A 23,562-nucleotide genomic window follows, 5' to 3' on the forward strand; every position below is an offset into this window, starting at 1 on the left:
ACCGGGTGACCGACATCCCGCGCCGGGCCGTGTCCCGGACCGCCAAGCTCGCCGCTCTGCCGCTCGGCTTCGCCGGTCGGACCGTCCTCGGCATGGGCAAGCGGGTCACCGGGCTCGCGTCCGACGTCATCTCCGCCGAGATCCAGCAGCGCACCGCCGAGCAACTGTTCAGCGTGCTGGGGCAGCTCAAGGGCGGGGCGATGAAGTTCGGGCAGGCGCTGTCGGTCTTCGAGGCGGCGCTGCCCGAGGAGATCGCCGGCCCCTACCGCCAGGCGCTCACCAAGCTCCAGGAGGCCGCCCCGCCGCTGCCCGCGGCGACCGTGCACAAGGTGCTCGCCGAGCAGCTCGGGCCGGACTGGCGGGACCGCTTCGTGGAGTTCAACGACACCCCGGCCGCCGCGGCCAGCATCGGTCAGGTCCACCGCGCGGTCTGGCGTGACCCGGGGTACGGCCCGAACGGCGCCCCGCACCACCGGGACGTCGCCGTGAAGATCCAGTATCCAGGCGCCGGAGACGCCCTGCTGGCCGACCTGAAGCAGCTCTCCCGGCTGGGCGGGATGTTCCGCGCGATCCAGCCCGGGCTGGACGTCAAGCCGCTCCTCGTCGAGCTGCGCGAGCGGATCACCGAGGAGTTGGACTACGAGCTGGAGGCCGAGTCGCAGCGGGCCTTCGCCGCCGCGTACGCCGGCGATCCGGAGATCTTCATCCCGGCGGTGCTGGACGCCTCGCCCCGGGTGCTGATCACCGAGTGGGTGGAGGGCATCCCGCTCGCGGAGATCATCCGGAACGGCACCGAGGAGCAGCGCGACAAGGCCGGGCGGCTGATGGCCGAGCTGCACCTCTCCGCGCCGATGCGTGCCGGGCTGCTGCACGCCGACCCGCACCCGGGCAACTTCCGGCTGCTCCCGGACGGCCGGCTCGGGGTGATCGACTTCGGCGCGGTGGCGCGGATGCCGGAGGGCACCCCCGAGCCGATCGGCCGGCTGGCCGGGCTGGCCCTGCGCGGCCAGGCGGACGCGGTGGTGGCCGGGCTTCGCGAGGAGGGCTTCGTCAGCCAGACCGAGCCGATCGACGCGCAGGCGCTGTTGGAGTGGCTCCAGCCGATGCTGACCCCGGTCGCCGAGGAGGAGTTCCGGTTCACCCGGGCCTGGCTCCGCTCCGAGGCCACCCGGCTCGCCAGCCCCCGGTCGCCCTCGTTCCAGCTGAGCCGGCAGCTCAACCTGCCCCCGTCCTACCTGCTGATCCACCGGGTGACGCTGGGCTCGATCGGGGTGCTCTGCCAGTTGGAGGCGAAGGCGCCCTACCGGGCGATCCTGGAACGCTGGCTGCCCGGTTTCGCCCCGGTGAGCTGAGCGCCGACCGGGCCACGCCCGCTGTCGGGCAGGCGGACCACAGGCCGACGTGACCGGGACGCCGGGCCCGGCACGAACGCCACGGGGGCGGCGGCCGTCCGGCCGCCGCCCCCGTCGTACTCGGTAGGGATCTAGAGAATGCCCAGGTCGCGAGCCGACTGGCTGCGGCTCTTCATGGCGACGGTACGGGCGGAACGGGTTGCCTCAGTGCTCGTGGTGGTGCGACCGGCCTGAGGCCGGGGCATTCGAGCCCGGGACAGCGCTTCGTGAAGTAGTTGCATCTCGGTTCCGTTCGGCAGGTGCATCATCGGTTTCAGCTTTCTCGCGGCCGGTGGGACACCGGCGGGGACGTGTGGAACGGGAACGTGTCAGGCTGCCAGCCGGACCGCGTTGCGCGACTCGGACAGCCCACTGGCCGCCAGTCGCGCCTCGGCCTCGACCCGGAGCTGGGCGTCGCGGGCAAGGTCCTCCTTGCGTGGACGGCCACGGGGCCGCTTACGCGGAACGACCGCGCCACGCTCGAAGATCTCGCCGCCCCAGACCCCCCACGGCTCGGCCCGCTCCACCGCGCCGGCGAGGCACTCGACGCGCAGCGGGCAGTCCCCGCAGAGCGACTTGGCCAGTTCCAGCTCGGTGGGCGAGTCGGAGAACCACAGGTCGGGGTCGAACTTCCGGCAGGGCAGGTTCGCCTCCATCTCGACGCTCACGTCGAGCGGGGCCAACGCCAGACTCATCCTCCGGTCACCTCTCTCTCACTTCGATCTCGTGGATCGCGTTTCCGACGTACTTGGGCACTACGGCGGTGCAAAAAAACTGAGGCCGCGGATCCCGGTGAGCGGGTTCCGCGGCCTCGAGGTGAGCCGGTGGTCTGATGGATCAGACCGGTCTACCTCGAGGTGGAACACCGCGGACATCCGTGCGCTTGTTGGCGCCACCGATGCCCATGCCCGTGAAGCCACTGGTCCCCTCGATCCCCGCCAGCGGCGCAACGGTCAGATTCAGCTCGGCCTGAACCTGGACCTGGTGCACCTGCGGAACCGACGGTCGAGCGGCAAGAGCCACCCGCACGGCCGACAGCGGAGCGCAGGCAGCTGGCAGCGCCGCCGGACGCTCGTAGACGTAGATCTCCATTGGTGCCACCTCCCTGACTTTCCTCGTGCCGACCATGGACTCATCCCCCCTGAGCAGCCCGAATGGCGCTGCTCGCGAGGTGTGCTCTGAGGCTATTCCTCGCCTCCGGGCGAGGGCAAACGATTTAAGGCCAGATCTAAAAACTTTTCTGTGGGCAGACATCGTCCACCGCCGCGCCCGCCACCAGGGCCAGTACGGTATCCCCGTAAAGTCCCAGTTTGCGGGGGCCGATCCCGGCGATCGCGATGAGTTCCTCGCTGCGTCCCGGCCGCCGCTCGGCCAGCGCGGTCAGCGTCGCGTCGGTGAAAACCACGTACGCCGGCACCCGCTGCGCCTCGGCCACCCGCTGCCGCCACTCGCGCAGCCGCTCGTGCAGCTCCTCGTCGAGGTCGGACGGACAGGTCGGGCAGCGCCCCAGCTTGCGATCCGCGCCGGCGAGCAGGGTGGCGCCGCAGATCCGGCAGGAGACCACCTGGGTCCGGCGCCGCTCGGTCCGCCGGGCCGCGCCGGCACCGGCCCGCTCGGTGCCGCCCGAGCGGTCGAGCTGCGGCAGAAAGCGGGACGGCCGCCGGGCCCGGCCGCCCGGCGAGCGGGCCCCGGCGTACGACAGCCAGAGCCACTCCCGAGCCCGGGTGATCCCGACGTAGAGCAGCCGCCGCTCCTCCTCGACCTGCTCCGGGGTCTTGGCGTAGGAGGTGGGCAGGGTGCCCTCGACGAGGCCGACCAGGAAGACCGCGTCCCACTCCAGGCCCTTGGCGGAGTGCAGCGAGGCCAGCGTCACCCCCTCGACGGTGGGTACGTGCTGCTGAGCCGCCCGCCGGGCCAGCTCCTCGTTGAAGTCCGCGAGGGTCACCGGGCGCTCGACCGCGGCGGCCTCCCCGATCGGCACCACCGGCGGGGTCGCCGCGTACTCCTCGGCGAGCTGGACCAGGGCGGCGAGTGCCTCCCACCGCTCGCGGGCGGCGCCGCCGGCCGGGGGCGCGTCGGGCGCCCAGCCGACCGCGGCGAGCCCCTCGACCACGGCGGCCGGCAGCGGGGTCTCCCCCGGGATGGACCGGGTGGCGGCACGCAGCGCCACCATCGCCTGCCGCACCTCGGGCCGCTCGAAGAAGCGTTCCGCCCCCTGCACCTGGTACGGCACCCGCGCCTCGGTGAGCGCCTTCTCGTACGCCTCGGACTGCGCGTTGGTGCGGAACAGCACCGCGATCTCCCGGGCCGGGGTGCCGCCGTCGATCAGCGCCCGGCAGCGGGCCGCGACCGCGCTGGCCTCGGCCGGCTCGTCGGTGAAGATCCGCAGCTCGGGTTCGGGGCCGGGCGGCCGCTGGCCGTGCAGCTCCAGCCGCAGCCGGGCCTCGGTGCCCCGGGCCTGCGAGATCACCGCGTTGGCCAGCCCGACCACCTGCGGCGTCGAGCGGTAGTCGCGGACCAGCCGGACCACCGTGGCGGTGCGGTGCCGGCGCGGGAAGTCGACCAGGTACGCCGAGGTCGCCCCGGTGAACGAGTAGATCGTCTGGCTGGCGTCGCCGACCACGGTGAGGTCGTCCCGGCCGCCGAGCCAGGCGTCCAGCAGCCGCTGCTGGAGCGGGTTGACGTCCTGGTACTCGTCGACGACGAAGTGCCGGTACTGGCCGCGTACCTGCTCGGCGACGTCGGCGTGCTCCTCGATGCCCCAGACGGCGGCGCGCAGCATGTCCTCGAAGTCGATCACGCCGTTGCCCCGCTTGAGCCGCTCGTACGCGGCGAAGACCTCGGCCACCTTCGCCGGCTCGTACGGGGTCTCGCGCAGCGCCTTGGCCGCGGCCACCACGTACTCCCCGGGCTCCACCAGGGACGACTTGGCCCACTCGATCTCACCGGCGAGGTCGCGGGCGGCGGCCCGGTCGGCGCGCAGGCCCACCTTGGCCGCGGCCAGGGTGACCACCCGGACCTTGCTGTCCAGCAGCTCGGGCATGGCACGCCCCTCCAGCAGCCGGGGCGCGAAGTAGCGCACCTGGCGCAGCGCCGCCGCGTGGAAGGTGCGTGCCTGTACGCCGGCCGCCCCGAGCGCGGTGAGCCGGGCTCTCATCTCGGCGGCGGCGCGGGCGGTGAAGGTCACCGCCAGCACGTGCCGGGCGGAGATGTCGCCGGTGAGCGCGCGGTGGGCGATCCGGGCGGTCACCGCCCGGGTCTTGCCGGTCCCGGCGCCGGCCAGGATGCACACCGGACCGGCCGGTGCGGTCACCGCGGACCGCTGCTCCGGATCCAGTCCGGCGAGCACCCGTTCCGCCGCTGAGTGAACCGCCACAGCCAGGAATCATCTCAGCCCTCCGTGATGTTGCAGCGGTTAGCCTGGCCTGATCGGACCGGGCGCGAGCCTTCCCCTTGGAGGACCTGACCATGTTGACGATGTATTCCACCCCGTGGTGCGGCTACTGCCATCGGCTGAAGTCGCAGCTCGACCGGGAGGGCATCGGGTACGAGGTGGTCGACATCGAGCAGGATCCGCAGGCCGCGGAGTTCGTGATGAGCGTCAACGGCGGCAACCAGACCGTCCCGACTCTGCGTTTCGCCGACGGCAGCGCGCTCACCAACCCCTCGATCACCCAGGTCAAGCAACACCTCGCCGCCCTCACCGCCTGACCCTGGAGCGCCCGCCCCGCCCCGGTGTTATCGCCCCCGAGCACGGCGTGTCGTGCCAACAACCTCGTGATCGACGGCGGCCTCGGGGGGCCGGCGGGGAGCGGGGATCGGGACGCGGGGGCCGGCAGACGAGGGCGGGGTGAGGCTGCGGTGCTGCCAGAGGTAGGCGCCGGCGGCGGTGGTCACCATCCCGACCAGGGCGAACAGCAGGCGGTAGTCGAAGACGCCGACGAGCAGTGCGCCGGTGCCGATGGAGACCGCCTGCGGGCCGCTGACCAGCGCCTCGGAGGCGGCGGCGACCCGGCCGAGCAGCTTCGGCGGGGTACGCCGCTGGACCAGCGTGTTGAGCCCCACCATGGTCAGCGGCAGCGACACCCCGGCGAGTAGCAGCGCCACCACGCCGAGCCAGAGCCGGGGGTACGCCAGCGCCAGCGCGGCCGGCCCGAAGAACGTGATCCCGGCGGCGAGCGCACCCAGTTCCCCGGCCCGGCGTACCACGCGGGCCGAGACGAGCCCGCCGACCAGCCCGCCGACGCCCTGCACGGTGACGAGCACGCCGACGAACGCGGCGTCCCGGTGCAGCCCCAGGTCGACGTACGCGAAGATCAGCGACTCGGTGAAGCCCATCACCAGCGAGCCAAGCCCGTAGCCGAGCAGGGCCCGGCGCAGCGCGGGCTCGCCGGCCAGGTGGCGCAGGCCGGCGCCGAGTTCGGCCGGCCAGCGCAGGACGGCGTCGGGCGGCCCGGACTCGCTGACCCGGAGCAGGCCGACCACGGCCGCGGCGGTGAGGAAACCGGTCATGGCGAGGGTGACCAGCAGCCACCCGCCGACGGCGGCGTAGAGCCCGGCCCCGGCGAGCGGGCCGACCAGCCGCAGGCCCTGCCGGACGGTCTGCAACACCCCATTCGCGTCGGCCAGCAGCTCGCTCGGCACGAGCTGGCGGATCAGCCCGCTCAGCGCCGCGCTCAGCGCGATGTACGACAGGCCGTAGCAGGCCGCCACCGCGTAGATGATCCAGACGTCGGCGCGATCGTGGACCGCGAAGAGCGGGCCGAGCAGCACCGCCGTGCCGAGGTTGGCGACCACGAAGAAGGGTCGACGGCGGTACCGGTCGACGACCCAGCCGACCAGCGGGGCCAAAGTCATCGGCGCGATGATCGCGAAGATGGTCGCCCCGGCCATGCCGTCCGAGCCCGTCACGTCCTTCGCCCAGACGGCGAGGGCCAGCAGCAGGATCGACTCGGCCGCCATACTGGCCAGCAGCGCGGCGAAGAGCAGGCGGAAGTCGGGGCGGCGCAGAACGATGCGCATCGGGTTCCCTTCGGCGGGGGTGCGTCGGGGGGTGCCTGACCGGCCCGGACCCTGCCGTCCGGACCGATCGGGTGACCCGCCACGGTCCTCTTTTTGTCTCAAGACACGCCCTCGCCGGAACCTCCGACACCGGTCGCGCCGTCCATACTGACCGTGGGGGGCGAACTTCATACAGTTACCGTCGCGTCCTGCGACGGTCGACGGAAAGAGGACACCGTGCCTCCTGCCGTACCAGGCCCGATCCTGCGCCGTCGCAGGCTCGGCACCGAGTTGCGCCGGCTGCGTGAGCGCGCCGGCCTCACCGGCGACCAGGTCATCGAGCGGATCGGCTGGGCCTCCGCGTCCAAACTGTCGCGTCTGGAGAACGGGCGCAGCCGTCCCGACCCCGACGACGTCGGCGTCCTGCTGACCCTCTACGACGCGGACGACGAGCTGCGCGAGGAGCTGCTGGGGATCACCCTGGAGGCCGGCGACATGCGGGGCTGGCTGCGCAACTTCCCGGTGATGACCCAGCAGCAGCGCGGCTTCGCCGAGCTGGAGGCCGGCTGCGCCGAAATCTGCGAGTACAACCCGGTGCTGGTCCCCGGGCTGCTCCAGACCCCGGGGTACGCCCGGCACCGGATCAGCTCCGCGTCCCGGGTGGCGGAGCAGGCCGGCGACCCGGAGGGCGAGGACCCGGAGACCGAGGTACGCGCCCGCCAGGCCCGCCAGTCGCTGCTGACCCGCTCCGCCGACGCGCCGCGCTACACGGCAGTGCTGGAGGAGGCGGCGCTCGGCCGACGGGCCGGCCCGCCGGCGGTGCTGCGCGAGCAGATCGTCCACCTCTGTGAGCTGGCCATGCTGCCGAACGTGACGCTGCACCTGCTGCAGCGCGACACCCGGATCGGCGACTGGTACCTCCCGCCGACCGCGTTCTCGGTCTACCGGTTCGCCGATCCGCTCGACCCGGAGACGCTGGCCATCGAAGGTGGGTTCACCGACGTCATGTCGACCGAGGCAAACACCCTAAATCGCTATAAAGTGGTGTTCGAGTGGCTACGCTCGGCGGCGCTCTCCGCATCGGACACCCTCGCCTGGCTCATCGAGGCGACGGGGCGGCTGGCCGACCCGGCAGTCGAGTCCACCGCGGCGTTCGGGCCGGCAACGGCGCCGGCCCAGCGCCGCCGCGGCTCGGGGCGCCTGACGACGGACCGGTGATCCACGCGCACCTGGCCGTCCGGCCCGCGCGGCGTCACTCGTCCCCATCGGAGCACTCCAGACCAGGAGCAGAACCATGAACGAGATCCGCAACAGCTCGTCCGACCTCGCGCAGCAGCTCGCCGGCGCCGCCTGGCGCAAGAGCACCCGCAGCCAGACCTCGAACTGCGTGGAGGTCGCGCCCCTGCGTACCGGTCCGGCGGCGGTGGCGCTCCGGGACAGCAAGGACCCGAGCGGGCCGGTGCTGCTGTTCAACCGGGCCGGATGGCTGGGCTTCATCGCCGGCGCGAAGAACGGCCAGTTCGCGCTGAACTGATCCACCGAGTGCACCGGGGCCGTCGGCGTCGCGCCGGCGGCCCCGTCGTGTATCCGCCCCTGACAATGGTGCTGACCTGGACTCGCCCGTTCGGTCGACGCCCACGAACGATCGTCGAGTTTCACTTGCTGGGAAGGGTGCCGGGCGTAACATGTCGAAAGAGTGACGTGGAAGTTCCAGCGCGTATCCGTCCGTCCCGGGGGATATCCATGCGGTTCCTGATCGTCCGCACCGAGATCCGTGCCGCCGCCGACACCGACATCGTCGCCGCCTGGGCCGGCGGGGGCCGGCTGCGGGACGAGACCACCGCGCCGGAGCCACGCCGTCAGGTCGTCCACGCCGAGGACCGGGACGCCGCCCTGCTGCTGGCCCGGGCGCTGGCGTGCGTGGGTGCCGTACGCGCCGGCCGACACCGGGTCAAGGTGCTCCCGGTCGAGGAGGCCGACCCCGGCCACCTCTACCGCTGGGACGGCAGCTGACCCCATCTCACGTCCGTCGTGGTCGGACCGGCTCCCCCGCCGTGTTCCCTGCCTCAACCGGCCGCGACGGCCCGTGTTCCCGGCCCGGGACCGCCGCGGCAACGACGGTCCTGGGCCGGGGCCGCGTCCCGCCCCCGCCGGTCAGCAGTGGCCGTCGAGCCAGCGGTGGACGAGAAACAGGGCGATCGAGGAGGGCGGCGGGAGGAGCAGCCGCTCCCCGCACGCGTCGACCGTCTCCCCGGCCAGCGCGGCACCGATCTCCCGCCGGGTGAACCAGCGGGCGTGGGCGATCTCGGCGGGGTCCACCCGGATCGGCTCGTCGGCGTCGGCGCGGGCCAGGAAGCCGAGCATCAGCGAGCCGGGGAACGGCCAGGACTGGCTGCCCGCGTACGCGATCTCCGCGACCTCGACGCCGACCTCCTCGCGGACCTCGCGGAGCACGGCGGCCTCGGCCGACTCCCCGGGCTCGACGTAGCCGGCCAGGCAGGAGTAGCGGCGCTCCCCCGGGGTGTGTGCCCAGGCGGCGTTGCTGCCGAGCAGGCAGCGCCCCTCCGGGCCGTCCACCGCGTCGTGGACCAACACGATCATGGCCGGGTCGGTGTGCGGCCAGACCCGCTCGCCGAGCGCGTCGACCCGCGACCAGCCCGCCTCGTCGACCTGAGTGGAATGCCCGCTGACCGACGAGTAGCCGTGCCGGACGTGCCAGTTCAGCAGGGCGAGCCCGGTGGTGAAGATCCCCGCGTCCCGGTCGACCAGCAGGTGCCCCACCTCGCGCAGGTTGGCCCGGCGGGTGCCGGGCAGCTCCGGCAGCGGCGCGTCCACCGCGAAGACCGGTACGCCGTCCGGCTCGACGCCGAGAAACATCGGCACCGACCGGGGCACCTCGGGCAGCTCGCCCGGGCCCACCAGCACCAGCTCCGGCGGGGCGGCCTCGCCGCGCACCAGCGCCCGGCCGTCGTCGGCCGAGTCCAGCACCAGCACCCGGGCCCGCTCCCACGCCTCGGCGAGCCAGTCCGGGTCGGTACGCCGGTGCGCCGCCCGGTCCAGCGTGGACCGCGCCAGTGGCGGGGCCGCCTCGCCGCTCACGCCGTCGCCCCGCTGCTGAGCCCGATGGTTCGCTCGCTCACGCCGCCTCCGTCCGGACCTCGGTGAGCGTGGCCAGCGGCCCCGCGATCCGCTCGGCGTCACCGAGGATCACGGTGACCGCCTTCGCCGGGGCGAGGTAGCGCGCCGCCGCCTCGGCCACATCGTCCACGGTCGCCTTCGCCAACCGGGCGGCGTGCTCGGCGAGGAAGTCCAGCCGCAGCCCGTTGCCGGCGTACGCGCTGGTCAGCGACGCCAGCCCGGCCTGGGTCGACATGCCGAGCTGGAGCGTGCCGAGGGCGTACTGGCGGGCCTGCTCCAGTTCCTCCGGCTTCGGCGGCAGGGCGGCGAGGCGCCCCAGCTCGTACGTCGTCTCCAGCAGCGCGGGCGCGGTGACCTCGGTGGCCACCTCGGCGGCGGCGATCAGCACCGACCCGGCCACCGAATGCTCCACCACCGAGTGCGGCCCGTACGTGTAGCCCTTGTCCTCCCGGATGTTCTCCACCCAGCGGGAGGAGAAGTAGCCGCCGAAGAGCAGGTTGGCCAGTTGCAGGGCGGCGTGGTCGGGATGGGTGCGGGGCACCGCCGGCAGGGCGATCCGCAGCGAGGACTGCACCGAGCCGGGCCGGTCGACCAACAGCAGCGGGCCGGGCTCCAGCGGCGGCGCGGGCGGCAGCTCGGCGACGTTCCCGGCCCCGTCCCAGCCGGCGAGCGCCTGCTCGGCGGCGTCCAGGGCCCGTTCCGGCTGCACGTCGCCGACCAGCACCAGCACCGCGCCGGCCGGGTGCACCCGCTCGGCGTGCAGCCGGCGCAGCACCGGTGAACGGACCGTCCGGACCTCGTCCGGCTCGGGGGTCTGCACCGCGTACGGGTGCTTGCCGTAGATCCGCTTCAGCAGCGCGGTCCGGGCCAGGTGGGCGGGCTGGCTCCGGGCGACCTGGATACGGTCGACCAACCGGTCCCGCTCGGTCTCCACCCAGTCCCCCGGGTACGTGGCCCCGGTCAGCACGTCGGCGAGCAGCTCCAGCATCCGGCCCAGGCCGGTGACCAGGCTGGCCCCGGAGAGCATCAGCCGGTCCGGATCGATCCCGGCGGAGAGCCCGCCGCCGACCTTCTGCAACTCGGCCGCGATCTGGGTCGCGGTGTGCGTCGCCGTACCCGAGAGGATGGTCTGCGCGAGCATCGCGCCGCGCGCCAGGTGGGTACGCCCGAACGGCATCCACAGCCGCAGCTCGACCAGCGGAATCGCCTGCCGGCGTACGGCGATCACGGTGAGCCCGTTGGCGAGCGTGCGCTCGGCCTGCGTGGGCACCTTGAGCTTGCGGGTGGGGCCGAGCGGCGGCAGCGGCCGGGTCCCGGTCTCCACGGTTGCCGTCACTGAACTTCCTCCGTTCGCGACTGCGGGGCTCGCAGAACCGGCTCACTCCTCGCGCTCACTGGACCGGCCACCGTTCGCGACTGCGGGGCTCGCAAAACCGGCTCACTCCTCGCGCTCACTGGGCACCCCCGGCGATGACCTCGATGGACGCGCGGCGCTCCGGCCGCAGGGTGGCGGCGGCAGCGAGGAGCTGCTCCTCGGTCACCTCGCCGACCAGCCGGGGCAGTTCGTTGAGCACGCCCGGCTCGCCGCGCTGCTGTTCGAGCACGGCCATCCGCAGCGCCCGGCCGAGCACCGCGTCGGTGTCCCGTAGCAGGTGGGTGGCCATCCGGGCCTGCGTGCGCGCCAGCTCCCCCTCGGTCAGCCCGTCGGTGGCGAGCCGGTCCAGTTCCTCGTCGATGGTGCGCAGCACCTTGTCGACGTCGCCGCCGGGCGGCAGGTGGGCCTGGAGCAGCAGCGCGGTGGGGTCGCGCACGTCGAACGGGTCGCCCATGAAGCCGAGGTAGCCACCGATACTGGTGACCGTGCGGTCCCGCTGGACCAGCCGCTCGACCAGCCGGGACGCGTCACCGTCGGTGAGCACCTCGGCCAGCACCACGTACGGCAGGTAGCCGGCGAAGTCGGTCACCGGGTCGGGCACCCGCCACGCCCCGGCCACCGCCGGCAGCGGGGCCAGCCTGTCGGTGTACGAGGTGCGCCGCTCGGCGGTCAGGTCCGGCTCGGCGAAGTCGGGCCGGCGCGGGGCCGGCCGGGCCGGCACGTCGCCGAAGTGCCGCTCGATCAGCGTGGTCGCCTCGGCCACGTCGATGTCTCCGCTGACGGCGAGGACGGCGTTGCCGCTGGCGTAGTAGCGCCGGAAGAAGTCGGCGGCGTCAGCGACGGTGGCCGACTCCAGGTCGTCGAAGGAGCCGTAGCCGTCGTGCGCGTTGGGGAAGGTGTCGAACATGACCGGCGGCAGGGTCAGCCAGGGAAATCCGCCGTACGGCCGGTTGAGCACGTTGACCCGGATCTCCTCCTTGACCACGTCGACCTGGTTGCGCAGGTTCTCCTCGGTCAGCCGAGGGCCGCGCATCCGGTCGGCCTCCAGGAAGAGCGCCCGTTCCAGCGCGTTGCTCGGCAGGGTCTCGAAGTAGTCGGTGTAGTCCAGGTGCGTGGAGCCGTTGAAGGTGCCCCCGGCGCCCTGGACGTGCCGGAAGTGGGCCAGCTTCTCCAGGTTCTCCGAGCCCTGGAACATCAGGTGTTCGAAGAGGTGGGCGAAGCCGGTGCGGCCCTCCGGCTCGGACCGGATGCCGACGTCGTAGACCACCGCCACCCCGATCACCGGGGCGCTGCGGTCGGGGGTGAGCACCACCCGCAGGCCGTTGTCGAGGGTGAACCGCTCGACCGGGTACTTCGTCGCTGGAATTCTCGCTCTCGGCGGCACGGATCGACCCTAACGTGTCCGCCCCGGCCGCACCGGCGGTGTGGCCCGCCACTCCGGACGGCCGTCGCGGCGATGGGCCGACCAGCTCCGCCTACTCCACCGAACAGGTAGGAAATATCGAGAACCCCCAGGTCGCGTTTCCCGGATCGTGGATGGGCCTTGACGCCGCTCCCCGCCTGACCCAGTCTTCCTACCAACTAAGTAGGAATACTGCGGATTGGAATCACGATGAGACGGCTCCCTTTCCGTCGGCTACTCTCCGTCGCGACCCTTGCCGTGGTCGGCGCGGCCACCCTGGGCACCACGGCGGCCTGCGGCGACGACACCGACGCCGCAGGCGGGTCCGGTCCGGTGACGCTGCGCCTCGGCTACTTCCCCAACATCACCCACGCGCCGGCGGTGGTCGGCGTGGAGAAGGGGATCTTCACCGAGAAGCTCGGCAGCGGCGTCAAGCTGGAGACCACCACCTTCAACGCCGGCCCGTCCGCCATCGAGGCGATCTTCTCCGGGGCGATCGACGTGACGTACATCGGTCCGAACCCGACCGTGAACGCCTTCTCCAAGTCCAAGGGTGAGGCGATCCGGGTCATCTCCGGCGCCGCCTCCGGCGGCGTCGCCCTGGTGGTCAAGCCGGAGATCACCTCGGCGGAGCAGTTGCGCGGCAAGAAGATCGCCACCCCGCAGCTCGGCAACACCCAGGACGTGGCGTTGCGCTACTGGCTCAAGGAGAAGGGCCTCACCGCCACCAAGGAGGGCGGCGGCGACGTCAAGGTCGTCCCGCAGGAGAACGCGCAGACGGTGGAGACCTTCAACAGCGGTGCGATCGACGGCGCCTGGGTGCCGGAGCCGTTCGTCTCCCGACTGGTCAACGCCGGCGGCAAGGTGCTGATCGACGAGCGCGACCTCTGGCCGGACAAGAAGTTCGTGATCACCAACCTGATCGTCAGCACCAAGTTCCTGAAGTCCCACCCCGACGTGGTGAAGAAGCTGGTCGAGGGGCAGGTCGCCGCGAACGAGTTCGTCAACACCAAGCCGGACGAGGCCCAGCAGGCCGTCTCCGACCACATCGGCAAGATCACCGGCAAGCCGCTGGACCTCAAGCTGATCAAGCAGGCGTGGCCCACCCTGGAGTTCACCAACGACCCGATCCCGGCCTCGCTGAAGACCGGCCTGGACCACGCGGTCGCCGTCGAGCTGACCCAGCCGGTCGACCTGAACGGCCTCTACGATCTGAAGTTCCTCAACGAGGTGCTCAAGGCGCAGGGCAAGGCCGAGGTCACCCAGCCATGACGTCGGCCACGACGAGCCCGCGCAGCGCGACCGGCTCGGTCGCGCTGCGCGGCGTGACAAAGGTGTACGGCCAGGGCGAGCACGCCGTCCTGGCCCTGGACGGGGTGTCGCTGGACGTCGACCCCGGCGAGTTCGTCTGCCTGGTCGGCGCCTCCGGCTGCGGCAAGAGCACCCTGCTCAACCTGGTGGCCGGTCTGGACCGGGTCAGCGGCGGCGGGATCGAGCTGAGCGACGGCGTCAACCCCGGCCTGATGTTCCAGGAACCGGCCCTGTTCCCGTGGCTCACCGTCGAGGCGAACGTCGAGGTGCCGCTCAAGCTGCGCGGGCTGCCCCGGGCCGAGCGCAAGGCCAGGGTCGCCGAGCTGCTGCGCACGGTCCACCTGGCCGACTTCGGTCGCAAGCGCCCGCACCAGCTCTCCGGCGGCATGCGGCAGCGGGTCGCGCTGGCCCGTACCCTCGCCCTGGACACGCCGGTGCTGCTGATGGACGAGCCGTTCGGCGCGCTCGACGCGATGACCCGGGACATCCTGCACGACGAGCTGGAACGGATCTGGTCCGAGCGGAAGCTCACCGTGCTCTTCGTGACCCACAACGTCCGTGAGGCGGCCCGCCTCGCCGACCGGATCATCCTGCTCTCCAGCCGACCCGGCCGGATCATCTGGTCCACCCGCGTCGACGTGCCCCGGCCCCGCCGGATCGATTCCCCGGAGATCGCGACCATCGCCGCCGAGGTCACCGAACGGCTGCGTACGGAGGTGGGCCGCCATGGCCAGTGACACGCTCGCCGGGTCCTCGCGTACCGACGCGGAGATCACCGGCCTGGACGCCCTGGAGATCGCGGGCCGCGAGCAGGGCCCGACCCGACTGCGCCGGGCCTGGTCGGCGCTGTGGCCGAAACTTGCCGCGCTGGCCCTGGCCGTCGCGATCTGGCAGGCCGTGGTCTGGACCGGCTGGAAGGAGGAGTGGGTCCTGCCCGGCCCGGCGACGGTCTTCGCCGACCTCGGCCACTACCTGGCCAGCTCGGCGCTCTGGGACGGCCTGGCCACCACCGGCCGGCGGGCCGCGATCGGCTTCGCCGCGGCTGTCGCGGTCGGGCTGGTGCTCGGCCTGGCGGTGGCCCGGGTGAAGGTGCTCCGGGCCGCGCTCGGCTCGATGATCACCGCGCTGCAGACCATGCCGTCGATCGCCTGGTTCCCGCTGGCCATCCTGCTCTTCCAGCTCAGCGAGCAGGCGATCTTCTTCGTGGTGGTGCTCGGCGCGGCGCCGTCGGTCGCCAACGGCGTCATCCACGGCGTCGACTACCTGCCGCCGCTGCTGGTCCGCGCCGGTCGTAATCTCGGCGCCCGGGGACTCAACCTCTACCGGTACGTCATCGCGCCGGCCGCGCTGCCCGCCATCGTGGCCGGGCTCAAGCAGGGCTGGGCGTTCGCCTGGCGCAGCCTGATGGCCGGCGAGCTGCTGGTGGTCATCGCCACCCGCACCTCGATCGGCGCGCAGCTCACCTACGCCCGGGAACTCAGCGAAGCGGCCCGGCTGATGTCGATCATGATCGTCATCCTGGTGGTGGGACTCGGCGTGGACGCCGCCTTCGGCGCGGCCGACAAGGCGATCCGGCGCCGGTGGGGCGTGCTGGACCAGGCCGGCAACTGACGCCGTGTACGTCTCAGCGCGCGCCGACTACGCGCTCCGGGCCATGCTCGCCGTCGCCGACGCCGCCGGGTCCCGCGACGGCGGCGAGTACGGCGACGGCGAGCTGGTGAAGGCGGCGGCCCTGGCCGAGAGTCAGGACATCCCGCTCAGCTTCCTTCAGGGCATCCTGCTCGAACTGCGCCGGGCCGGGCTGCTGCACAGCCACCGCGGCACCGAGGGCGGATACGCGCTCACCCGCCCCGCGGCCGAGATCAGCGTGGGCGACGTCCTGCGCGCGGTCGGCGGGGCGCTCACCAGCGTCCGGGGTCTGCCGGCCGATCATGCCGGCTATCACGGGGTGGCCGTCGGGCTGCGGGACGTCTGGCTGGCGGTCGACGGGGCGATCGCGCTGGTGGTCGACCGGACCACCCTCGCCGACCTGCTGGGCGACCGCACACCGACGGTCTGACCGGGTGGGACGCCGGGGCGGTGGCCTCAGCCGGCCCGGCGGCGGCTAGCCCGCGGTCGGCCCGGCCGCCGGAGGCTGCCCCTCGTCCGGCCCGTGCAGTTCGACCAGGCTGGCCGGGGCGGCGTGACCTGGCCACTGGGGCCAGGGCGCGAACGCCGCGAGCACGGCGAGCAGCAGGCCCGCGCCCGCGACCACCAACACCATCAGCAGCTCACGCGCCGTCCCCGACTCGGCATCGCCGGCCATGCGCACCCCTCCCGCGAGGCCGACTCCGCCGGCCCGTGCTCCCCCACGCCAAGCATTGATCACGCCGACGGCCCTGGCCAGTCGTCAATCGGACTCTTTCCCGCCCGATACCCGACTCGAGATCCCGGCCGCAAAAAGGAGGCGCGGCCGGCCGCCGAGGGAGGCGGGCCGGCCGCGCCGTCACGCCCGGGTGGGCGCGCCGCGTGTCCCGACGTGGGAAATGCGCCGGCTCAGAGCGGGCGGATGTTCTCCGCCTGCGGGCCCTTCTGGCCCTGGGTCACCTCGAACTCGACCCGCTGGTTCTCGTCCAGCGAGCGGTAGCCGGACGACTGGATGGCGGAGAAGTGGGCGAAGACGTCGGCGCCGCCGCCGTCCGGGGTGATGAAGCCGAAGCCCTTGTCAGCGTTGAACCACTTGACAGTGCCGATGGCCATTGTTCGTCTCCTTTGACGGAACGGTCCGACCCACGCCTGTCGCGGGCCGGAATGGTGGTGCGCCATCCGGCGCACCCGTCGCTGCTGGTCGCCCCGCCCGGAGAACTCCGGACACAACAAAAGCGCGCCTGGGGCCACAATCCGCCAGGCGCACACAGAGTCTCTGGAACCAAAACTGCAACGTCGTCAAGGTACCACGGTTCGCTGCCGTCCGCCCAGGAACGCGCCGACGACGTTCGCGCCCGGCCAGCCGCACCCGAGGTGTCAGGGCCGGTGGGTCGGAGCGGCCTCGCTCGGAGTCTCCGGCACGTCGGCGATCAGGGCGGTCAGCCCGTCGGCGTCGAGCAGGTCCGCCGGCCGGACGGTTGCCCCGTCCCGGACGTAGTGGAAGGCCGCCCCCACCCGCTCGACCGGCACACCGGCCAGCTCGGCCCAGGCCAGCCGGTAGACCGCGAGCTGCACCGCCGCCGCCTCGGCTTCCCGCCCGGTGGGCTGCCGGCCGGTCTTCCAGTCGACCACGTCGTACCGGCCACCGGGGCGGGCGAAGACAGCGTCCATCCGGCCCCGGACCACCACGCCGGCGAGCACGGTGGCGAACGGCACCTCGACCTCCACCGGCACCCGCTCGGCCCACTCACTGGCCAGGAAACGCTCCTGAAGCTCGGTGAGCGCCTCGTCCGGCGCGGCGTCGTCGTCCGCCGCGCCGGGCAGCTCGTCCACGTCCAGCAGCCGGTCACCGCCGAAGCGCTGCTCCAACCAGGTGTGGAAGGCGGTGCCGCGCCGGGCGTACGGGTTGGGTTCGGCGGGCAGCGGCCGGCGCAGCGCCCGGGCCAGGGCCACCGGGTCGCGGCGCAGCGCCACCAGCTGGGTCACCGACATGTGCCCCGGCAGTTCGATCTCGACCGCCTCGGCCCGACGGGCCAGCTCCGCCTGCTCGGCCAGCAGCAGGTCGGCCTCCCGCCGCCACCGGGCCACCTCGGGGTCGTCCTCCCGGGCATCGTCGTCCCCGGACACCTCCCGGTGGGCCGCCTCCGGGTCGGCGAGGTGGCGGCGGACCAGCGCGGCGGCCCCCGCCAGCGCCGGCCGACGGGCGCCGAGCGGGTCGGCCGGCCATTCCGTTCGGAGCACCACCTCGGTGGTCGGGTTCACCGCGTCCCCGGCCGGCTCGGGCGCCCACTCGTCGACCAGATGCCCGGCCGCGCCGTCCAGACAGGCGTCGTGCACCTCGCGCAGGAACACCGAGGGGCCGCGGAACCGCTTCGTCCCGTCCCCCCACCAGTAACCCGAGCAGAGCAGCAGCCGCCGGGGCCGGGTCACCGCCACGTACGCCAGCCGGCGTTCCTCCCGCTCGTCGTGCGCCCGCCAGGCGTCGGTGAAATCCTCCACCGCCCGAGCCACCCCGCGCTGGTCCTCCGCCTCGGCCAGGCCCAGCTCGGGCAGCCCGTCGGCGTCGCCACGCAGCGGGAACGGCAGCACGCCCAACCCGCCGAGCCAGTGGTCGGAGTTGCGCACCGGCCCCGGCCAGACGCCCCGGGTCAGCCCGGCCGCCGCCACCACGTCCCACTCCAGGCCCTTGGCGGCGTGCGCGGTGAGGATCTGCACCGCGCCCTCCACCACCTCGACCTCGCCGGGCGTCAGGCCGCGCTCCTCGTCCTCGGCGGCCGCCAGGTAGGCGAGGAAGCCGGCCAGGGTCGCGCCGGGCGTCTCGCCGCTGAACCGGGCCGCGACGTCGCCGAGCGCGTCCAGGTGCCCACGGGCCAGACCGGCGTCGCCGGTGCCGTCCCGGCCGGCCCGGACCGCCACCTCCACGTCCAGGCCGATGGTCCGCTCGATGTCCGCGATCAGCTCCGGCAGGGACTGGTCCAGCCGGTAACGCAGCAGCGCCAGCTCCATCCCGTACGAACGCAGCCGCGCGTACCCCTCCGCCGAGTACGCCTGCGCCGGCCCCAGGTCGGCGAGCGCCTCGACGAGGGTGGCCTCGTCGAGGGCGTCCACGGTGATCTCCGGCCCCCCGTCGCCGGCCAGCTCCCGGCGGGCCCTCGCGATGCCCTTCGCCCGCCGGTGCAGGGCGACCAGGTCGCGCGGGCCGATCCGCCAGCGCGCCCCGGTGAGCAGGCGCAGCAGCGCCGCCCCGTCGGTGGGGTCGGCGAGCACCCGCAGCGTGCAGACCACGTCCCGGACCTCGGGGGTGTCCAGCAGGCCGCCCAGCCCGACCACCTCGACCGGCAGGCCCCGGGCGCGCAGCGCGGACTCGATGGCGGGGATCTGGCTGCGCAGCCGGACCAGCACGGCGGTGGTGGGGCGGTACGGCACCGGAATGTGCTCGGGCAGCGCGTTCGGCATCCCGGCCGCCCCGCGCCAGGCGGCGAGCACGCTCTCCGCGATCCACTCGGCCTCGTCGGCGTACGTCTCCAGGAGCGCGCAGTGCACGGTGCCGGCGGCCTGCCCGCGCGGGCTGCGGTGCGGGATCGGGTCCTTGACGCTCAGCGCCGCACGCAGTTCCGGTACCCGGGCGCCGGCCGCCCGCAGCGGCACCGAGAGCGCGTTGGCGACGCCGAGGATCTCCGGCCGGTTGCGCCAGCTCGTGGTGAGGCCGAGCGCCGGGGCCGGGGTGCCGTCGGCGCGCGCGAAGTCGGTGGGGAACCGGTCCAGCGTGCCGGCGCTGGCGCCGCGCCAGCCGTAGATGGACTGGCAGGGGTCGCCGACGGCGGTGACCGGGTGGCCGCCGCCGAAGAGCGCGTTGAGCAGCACCACCTGGGCGTGGCTGGTGTCCTGGTATTCGTCGAGCAGCACCACCCGGAACCGGTCCCGCTCGATCACCCCGACGCCGGGATGGTCCCGGGCCACCCGCGCGGCCCGGGCGAGCTGGTCGGCGAAGTCCATCGCCTCGAAGTCGTCCTTGCGCCGGGCGTACGCCCGGACCAGCGGCAGCAGCTTCAGCCGGGTCCGCTGGACCTGCAACGCCTTCTTCACGTCCGCGTAGACCCGACCGGGGCGGGACTGCACGTCGGCGAAGAAGCGGCCGGTCCAGGCGGCCAGCTCGTCCGGGTCGACCAGGTGCTCGTCCAGCTCCCCGGCGAGGGCCAGCACGGCGTCGGTGACCGTGCTGGGCATCCGGTCCACCTCGGACATGTCGCCGTCGTAGTTGCGCACCAGCAGGTCGACGAGCTGCCAGCGGGACGCCTCGGTGAGCAGCCGGGTGGTCGGCTCGTACCCGGCGCGCAGCCCGTGCTCGGTGACGATCCGGCCGGCGTACGAGTGGTAGGTGGAGACGGTCGGCTCGCCGGCCAGCGGGTCGTCGTGCGGGTCCCGACCCTGCCGGCCCAGCCGGCGGATGAGCTGGTCGAGCCGGGTACGCACCCGGTGCGCCAGCTCACCGGCGGCCTTGCGGGTGAAGGTGAGGCCGAGTACCTGCTCGGGTCGCACGTACTGGTTGGCGACCAGCCAGACCACCCGGGCGGCCATCGTCTCGGTCTTGCCGGACCCGGCGCCCGCGACGACCAGCAGCGGCTCCACCGGCGCCGCGATGATCGCCGCCTGCTCCCGGGTCGGCGCCGGCAGCCGGAGCAGTTTCGCCAGCTCGACCGGGGTGTAGCGCGGGCCGGCGTCGGCGGTCCGGGGGGCCGGGGTGGCGGCGGCGCCGAACAGGGTCGGTTGGCTCGTCACGGCTCGACCACCTGTCGGCCCTGCCCGGACACCGGGCAGCTCGTCCGGACCGGGCAGACCCGGCACTTCGAGTTGGCGACCGCGGCGAAGGTGGCGGCGGCCATCGTATCGGCGGTACGCCGGACCAGCGCGGTGGCCCAGCCGGCCTCCGGCCCCTCCCCGGCGGCGGCCTGGGTCTGCTCCTTGGCGTCCTTGGCGCCCGTGCCGAGCTGCACCAGCGCGGCGCCCCCGGCCTCCTCGCCGAACTCGGCGAACGCCCCCGCCTCCACCGCCGCCTGGTACGCGCCGAGCTGCGGGTGCTCGGCCACCTCCCGTTCGGTGACCGCGGTGGACTTGCCGGTCTTCAGGTCGATCACCACGAGCCGCCCCTCGGCGTCCACCTCCAGCCGGTCGACCCGGCCGGTCAGCTCGACCGGCCGGTGCGGGTCGTCGAGGCGCACCGCGAACTCGTGCTCGATGGCCAGCAGCCGACGCGGGTTGCCGGCCAGCCAGCGCAGCAGCTTGTCCACCATCGCCTCGGCGCGGGTGCGTTCCGGGCCGACCATCCAGCGGGCGGCCAGCTCGATCGCGTCGAACCGGGCGGCCACGTACTCCAGCAGGGTGGCCCGGTCGACGCTGGCGTCCTCGGCCAGCATCGCGGCGGCGTGCACCAGGTTGCCGACCCCCTGCGCGGCGCTGGCCGGGGCGCTGCCGCCGTGCCGTTCCAACAGCCAGCGCAGGCTGCACCGGAGCGCGCTCTCCATCGCCGACGGGGTGACCCGGACCGGCTCGCCCTCGTCGACCAGCGGGCGGTCGTCGGAGAGGCCGCGCAGCCCCCACCAGTCGTCCGGGTGCGCGCCGGGCACCCCGGCGGTGGCCAGCCGGGCCAGCTCGACCGCCGCCGCGCGCCGCCGGGTGGGCGGCGCCGCCGGGTCGGTGACCGCGGTACGCAGCTCCGCCACCAGCGCGGACAGGGTGAGCCCGCGCGGCGGCAGGCTGACCGGCAGGACGGCCGGCGGCTCGTCCCGCGGTGCCTCGTCGCGGGTCGGCACCGGCCCGTCCGCCGCCGGGTGGGCCGGCTGGTCGGGACCGGTCGGTCGCGGCTTCGGGTCGGGTCCGGCCGGGGTCGAGCCGTCGCCGGCCCCGGGCGGCTCGGTGCCGCCCAGCTCGTGCAGGAAGCGGCTGGGCTGCTCCTCGTGGTCGTCGCCGCCCACCGCCGCCGAGGCGACCGCCGTGACCAGCAGCCGGTGCCGGGTCCGGCTGACCGCGACGTGGAACAGCCGGCGCTCCTCGTCGAGCAGCGCCGAGGTCTGCCCGACCAGGCTGGCCCGGACGCCGGTGCCGTCGGCCCGGCCGGCGAGCACGTCGACCAGCCGCTCGGAGCCGAGCAGACTGCCGCGCAGCCGCAGGTCCGGCCAGACGCCCTCCTGCACCCCGGCGACCGCGACCAGGTCCCATTCCAGGCCCTTGGCGGCGTGCGCGGTGAGCAGGCGTACCGCGTCGCCCCGGTCGGCGCTGGCGGCCAGGGTGTCCGCCGGCAGGTCCTGCCCGAGCACGTGGTCGAGGAAGACCTCGGTACGCGCGCCGGGCAGCCGGTCGGTGAACCGCGCCGCCGCGTCGAAGAGCACCAGCACCGCGTCGAGGTCCCGGTCGGCGGCCTCGGCGCGCCAGCGTTGGGCGGTCTCGTGCTCGCCGGTGGCCTCCCGGCCCCGGGTGATCGCCCCCGACCAGCGCTCGGCCAGGCCGCTCTCCCGCCACACCGCCCAGAGCACCTGCTCGGCGGTGGCCCCCGGGGTGGCCGCGGCCTGCCGGGCGGTCGCCAGCAGGTGGGCGACGGCCTGGGCGGGGGCCGCCCAGCGCCGCTCGATGGCGGCCAGTTCGGCCGGGTCGCGCAGCGCCTCGACGATCAGCTCGCCGGAGGGGCGGCGGTCGCCGGCGGCCAGCGCGAGCGCGCGCAGCCCCTGGCGCAGCCGGCGCTCGGCGAGCGGGTCGGCGCCGCCCAGCGGCGAGTGCAGCAGGGCGACCGCGGCCTCCTCGTCCAGCCGGTCGGGGTCCAGCGCGCAGCGGAGCAGGAGCAGCAGCGGAGCCACCCCGGGCTGGAGGTGCAGCGGCAGGTCCTCGCCGTGCACCACGGTCGGCACGCCGGCGGTGTGCAGGGCCCGCCGCAACGACGGCAACTGCCGGCCGGTGGAGCGGACCAGCACCGCCATCCGGGACCAGGGCACCCCGTCGAGCAGGTGCGCCTCACGCAGGGCGTGGGCCAGCCAGGCGGACTCGCTGGTCGCCGAGCGGAAGGTGCGTACCTCGACCGTGCCGGGCGGCGCGTCGGGCAGCGGGTGCAGCCGCCGGTGCGCCGCCGGCCCGCGCAGCCGGCGGGCCAGCCGGGCGGTCGCCGCCAGCAGCTCCGGGCCGGCCCGGTACGACGTGGTCAGCACGACCTGCGCGGCGGGCGCCCCGGAGGCGGTACGGAACCGGTGCGGGAAGCTGGTCACGCCCGCCGGGTCGGCGCCCCGGAAGGCGTACGTCGAGGAGTCCGGGTCGGCGAACGCGACCAGGGGCCTGCCTCCGCCGGCGATGACGGCGAGCAGGTCGAGCTGGGCCGGGTCGGTGTCGGCGAGCTCGTCGACGTAGACGTGGGCCAGCCGGCGGCGCTCGGCGGCCAGCAGTTCCGGGTCGTCGAGCAGCATGCCGGTGGCGGCCCGGACCAGCTCGGCCGGGTCGTACGCGATCGAGCCACGGTTGCTCACGTCGCGCAGGGCGAGGACGGCGACGTACTCCCGCAGGAAACGGGCGGCGGCCGGCCAGTCGGCGCGGCCCAGTTTCTCCCCCAGCCGGGCCAGCTCGACCGGGCCGACGCCGCGCTCGGCTGCGCGCATCAGCAGGTCGCGGAGCTGCTGCGCGAACGCCCTGGTCCGCAGGGCCGGCCGCAGGTCCTCGGGCCAGCCGACCGGGTCGTCACCCGGCTCCTCGCCGACCACGTCGAGCAGCTCGCGGATGATCAGATCCTGCTCGGGCCCGGTGAGCAGCCGGGGCGACGGCTCACCCCGTTCGGCGGCGGCCCGGCGGAGCAGCCCGAAGGCGTACGCCGGGAAGGTGCGGACCAGCGGCTCGCGGACCACCCGGGCGGCTCGGGTCGCGGGGCCGCTCGCCTCGGACGGACCGCTGGCCGCCCGCCCGCTCCGGTGCGGCTGGTCGGCCCCGGCGAGCCGCGCCTCGATCCGGTGACGCAGGTCGGTGGCGCCACGCCGACCGAAGGCGAGCACCAGGATGCGCTCCGGGTCGACGCCCTCGGCCACCCGCGCGGCGACCGCCTCGATCAGCGTGCTGGTCTTGCCGGTGCCCGGACCGCCGACGACCAGCATCGGCCCGGCGGTGTGCGCGACCACCTCGGCCTGCCCGGCATCCGGCCGACGCGGCGGGTACGCGGAATCGCCCGTCGACCCCCCGGATCGCGGCTCCGCTCCGGTCGCTTCAGGACCGACCCCCTGCCCCGCCCCGCCGGTGCGGGAGACCCCCGTCGCCACCCCGGCGGACCGGCGCACCAACCGGTACGCCATCAC

The 23,562-nt window shown here is 74.1% G+C and carries 20 protein-coding genes; 9 read left to right on the forward strand and 11 right to left on the reverse strand.

Annotation, left to right across the window (positions count from 1 at the left end):
- Positions 1 to 5: 5 nt before the first annotated feature.
- Entirely contained in the window at positions 6 to 1,352 is a 1,347-nt protein-coding gene (locus GA0070621_RS19170) for an ABC1 kinase family protein (protein WP_091197840.1), read from the forward strand.
- Between the two features lie 368 nt (positions 1,353 to 1,720).
- Here the strand turns inward: GA0070621_RS19170 and GA0070621_RS19175 are convergent, their stop codons facing one another.
- The 3 genes from GA0070621_RS19175 to GA0070621_RS19185 all read right to left on the reverse strand — a co-directional run bounded on the left by GA0070621_RS19175 (position 1,721) and on the right by GA0070621_RS19185 (position 4,767).
- A complete protein-coding gene (locus GA0070621_RS19175; protein WP_091197844.1) occupies positions 1,721 to 2,086 on the reverse strand; it encodes a WhiB family transcriptional regulator in 366 nt (121 codons plus the stop codon).
- Between the two features lie 142 nt (positions 2,087 to 2,228).
- The gene (locus GA0070621_RS19180) at positions 2,229 to 2,483 is read right to left on the reverse strand and encodes a hypothetical protein (protein WP_091197846.1); all 255 of its coding nucleotides are present in this window, start codon (positions 2,481 to 2,483) and stop codon (positions 2,229 to 2,231) included.
- Between the two features lie 136 nt (positions 2,484 to 2,619).
- Positions 2,620 to 4,767 (reverse strand): ATP-dependent DNA helicase UvrD2, encoded by a 2,148-nt coding sequence (locus tag GA0070621_RS19185; RefSeq protein WP_091197849.1) that lies wholly within the window; start codon positions 4,765 to 4,767, stop codon positions 2,620 to 2,622.
- Between the two features lie 92 nt (positions 4,768 to 4,859).
- Here GA0070621_RS19185 and GA0070621_RS19190 point away from each other — a divergent pair, with 92 nt between their 5' ends.
- A complete protein-coding gene (locus GA0070621_RS19190; RefSeq protein ID WP_091202623.1) occupies positions 4,860 to 5,102 on the forward strand; it encodes a mycoredoxin in 243 nt (80 codons plus the stop codon).
- A gap of 27 nt (positions 5,103 to 5,129) precedes the next feature.
- Here the strand turns inward: GA0070621_RS19190 and GA0070621_RS19195 are convergent, their stop codons facing one another.
- Positions 5,130 to 6,413, reverse strand: a complete 1,284-nt coding sequence (locus tag GA0070621_RS19195; RefSeq protein WP_091197852.1) for an MFS transporter — start codon at positions 6,411 to 6,413, stop codon at positions 5,130 to 5,132.
- 216 nt (positions 6,414 to 6,629) lie between these two features.
- On the opposite strand from GA0070621_RS19195, the gene GA0070621_RS19200 reads away from it, so the two are divergent.
- The 3 genes from GA0070621_RS19200 to GA0070621_RS19210 all read left to right on the forward strand — a co-directional run bounded on the left by GA0070621_RS19200 (position 6,630) and on the right by GA0070621_RS19210 (position 8,405).
- Positions 6,630 to 7,610, forward strand: a complete 981-nt coding sequence (locus GA0070621_RS19200) for a helix-turn-helix domain-containing protein (protein WP_091197855.1) — start codon at positions 6,630 to 6,632, stop codon at positions 7,608 to 7,610.
- 76 nt (positions 7,611 to 7,686) lie between these two features.
- A complete protein-coding gene (locus GA0070621_RS19205; protein WP_091197857.1) occupies positions 7,687 to 7,926 on the forward strand; it encodes a DUF397 domain-containing protein in 240 nt (79 codons plus the stop codon).
- A 209-nt stretch (positions 7,927 to 8,135) separates the two neighbouring features.
- The gene (locus GA0070621_RS19210) at positions 8,136 to 8,405 is read left to right on the forward strand and encodes a hypothetical protein (RefSeq protein ID WP_091197860.1); all 270 of its coding nucleotides are present in this window, start codon (positions 8,136 to 8,138) and stop codon (positions 8,403 to 8,405) included.
- A gap of 141 nt (positions 8,406 to 8,546) precedes the next feature.
- Here the strand turns inward: GA0070621_RS19210 and nudC are convergent, their stop codons facing one another.
- The 3 genes from nudC to GA0070621_RS19225 all read right to left on the reverse strand — a co-directional run bounded on the left by nudC (position 8,547) and on the right by GA0070621_RS19225 (position 12,289).
- Positions 8,547 to 9,491, reverse strand: coding sequence for an NAD(+) diphosphatase (nudC, locus tag GA0070621_RS19215; protein WP_091197863.1), 945 nt, complete (start codon positions 9,489 to 9,491; stop codon positions 8,547 to 8,549).
- A gap of 37 nt (positions 9,492 to 9,528) precedes the next feature.
- Complete coding sequence (locus tag GA0070621_RS19220; RefSeq protein WP_091197866.1) at positions 9,529 to 10,866, reverse strand: M16 family metallopeptidase; 1,338 nt, start codon at positions 10,864 to 10,866, stop codon at positions 9,529 to 9,531.
- Positions 10,867 to 10,981: 115 nt separating this feature from the next.
- Positions 10,982 to 12,289, reverse strand: coding sequence for a M16 family metallopeptidase (locus tag GA0070621_RS19225; RefSeq protein WP_091197870.1), 1,308 nt, complete (start codon positions 12,287 to 12,289; stop codon positions 10,982 to 10,984).
- A gap of 228 nt (positions 12,290 to 12,517) precedes the next feature.
- Here GA0070621_RS19225 and GA0070621_RS19230 point away from each other — a divergent pair, with 228 nt between their 5' ends.
- The 4 genes from GA0070621_RS19230 to GA0070621_RS19245 are packed head-to-tail and all read left to right on the forward strand — an operon-like array spanning position 12,518 to position 15,677.
- Positions 12,518 to 13,579: an ABC transporter substrate-binding protein gene (locus GA0070621_RS19230; protein WP_091197873.1), complete on the forward strand. Its 1,062-nt coding sequence runs from the start codon at positions 12,518 to 12,520 to the stop codon at positions 13,577 to 13,579.
- On the forward strand, positions 13,576 to 14,355 hold the full coding sequence (locus GA0070621_RS19235) for an ABC transporter ATP-binding protein (RefSeq protein ID WP_091197876.1): 780 nt from the start codon (positions 13,576 to 13,578) through the stop codon (positions 14,353 to 14,355). Before GA0070621_RS19230 ends, GA0070621_RS19235 begins: the two co-directional genes overlap by 4 nt.
- On the forward strand, positions 14,345 to 15,229 hold the full coding sequence (locus GA0070621_RS19240) for an ABC transporter permease (RefSeq protein WP_091197878.1): 885 nt from the start codon (positions 14,345 to 14,347) through the stop codon (positions 15,227 to 15,229). Before GA0070621_RS19235 ends, GA0070621_RS19240 begins: the two co-directional genes overlap by 11 nt.
- A gap of 4 nt (positions 15,230 to 15,233) precedes the next feature.
- Complete coding sequence (locus tag GA0070621_RS19245) at positions 15,234 to 15,677, forward strand: RrF2 family transcriptional regulator (RefSeq protein WP_091197881.1); 444 nt, start codon at positions 15,234 to 15,236, stop codon at positions 15,675 to 15,677.
- A 45-nt stretch (positions 15,678 to 15,722) separates the two neighbouring features.
- On the opposite strand, the gene GA0070621_RS19250 is transcribed toward GA0070621_RS19245, so the two are convergent.
- The 4 genes from GA0070621_RS19250 to GA0070621_RS19265 form a co-directional block, all read right to left on the reverse strand.
- The gene (locus GA0070621_RS19250) at positions 15,723 to 15,923 is read right to left on the reverse strand and encodes a hypothetical protein (RefSeq protein WP_091197884.1); all 201 of its coding nucleotides are present in this window, start codon (positions 15,921 to 15,923) and stop codon (positions 15,723 to 15,725) included.
- A gap of 230 nt (positions 15,924 to 16,153) precedes the next feature.
- Positions 16,154 to 16,357 (reverse strand): transcription antiterminator/RNA stability regulator CspE, encoded by a 204-nt coding sequence (cspE, locus tag GA0070621_RS19255; RefSeq protein WP_007464836.1) that lies wholly within the window; start codon positions 16,355 to 16,357, stop codon positions 16,154 to 16,156.
- A gap of 264 nt (positions 16,358 to 16,621) precedes the next feature.
- On the reverse strand, positions 16,622 to 20,023 hold the full coding sequence (locus tag GA0070621_RS19260) for an ATP-dependent helicase (RefSeq protein ID WP_091197887.1): 3,402 nt from the start codon (positions 20,021 to 20,023) through the stop codon (positions 16,622 to 16,624).
- On the reverse strand, positions 20,020 to 23,562 hold the full coding sequence (locus GA0070621_RS19265) for an ATP-dependent helicase (RefSeq protein ID WP_091197890.1): 3,543 nt from the start codon (positions 23,560 to 23,562) through the stop codon (positions 20,020 to 20,022). Before GA0070621_RS19265 ends, GA0070621_RS19260 begins: the two co-directional genes overlap by 4 nt.

The organism is Micromonospora narathiwatensis, from assembly GCF_900089605.1.
Classification (GTDB): Bacteria; Actinomycetota; Actinomycetes; order Mycobacteriales; family Micromonosporaceae; genus Micromonospora; species Micromonospora narathiwatensis.

Excerpts from the sequence above, each read along its gene's own strand:
- cspE (WP_007464836.1), bottom strand. The coding sequence starts at position 16,357 with ATGGCCATCGGCACTGTCAAGTGGTTCAACGCTGACAAGGGCTTCGGC.
- GA0070621_RS19250 (WP_091197884.1), bottom strand. The coding sequence starts at position 15,923 with ATGGCCGGCGATGCCGAGTCGGGGACGGCGCGTGAGCTGCTGATGGTG.
- GA0070621_RS19175 (WP_091197844.1), bottom strand. The coding sequence starts at position 2,086 with ATGAGTCTGGCGTTGGCCCCGCTCGACGTGAGCGTCGAGATGGAGGCG.
- GA0070621_RS19180 (WP_091197846.1), bottom strand. The coding sequence starts at position 2,483 with ATGGAGATCTACGTCTACGAGCGTCCGGCGGCGCTGCCAGCTGCCTGC.
- GA0070621_RS19190 (WP_091202623.1), top strand. The coding sequence starts at position 4,860 with ATGTTGACGATGTATTCCACCCCGTGGTGCGGCTACTGCCATCGGCTG.
- GA0070621_RS19230 (WP_091197873.1), top strand. The coding sequence starts at position 12,518 with ATGAGACGGCTCCCTTTCCGTCGGCTACTCTCCGTCGCGACCCTTGCC.
- GA0070621_RS19205 (WP_091197857.1), top strand. The coding sequence starts at position 7,687 with ATGAACGAGATCCGCAACAGCTCGTCCGACCTCGCGCAGCAGCTCGCC.
- GA0070621_RS19195 (WP_091197852.1), bottom strand. The coding sequence starts at position 6,413 with ATGCGCATCGTTCTGCGCCGCCCCGACTTCCGCCTGCTCTTCGCCGCG.
- GA0070621_RS19210 (WP_091197860.1), top strand. The coding sequence starts at position 8,136 with ATGCGGTTCCTGATCGTCCGCACCGAGATCCGTGCCGCCGCCGACACC.
- GA0070621_RS19235 (WP_091197876.1), top strand. The coding sequence starts at position 13,576 with ATGACGTCGGCCACGACGAGCCCGCGCAGCGCGACCGGCTCGGTCGCG.
- GA0070621_RS19240 (WP_091197878.1), top strand. The coding sequence starts at position 14,345 with ATGGCCAGTGACACGCTCGCCGGGTCCTCGCGTACCGACGCGGAGATC.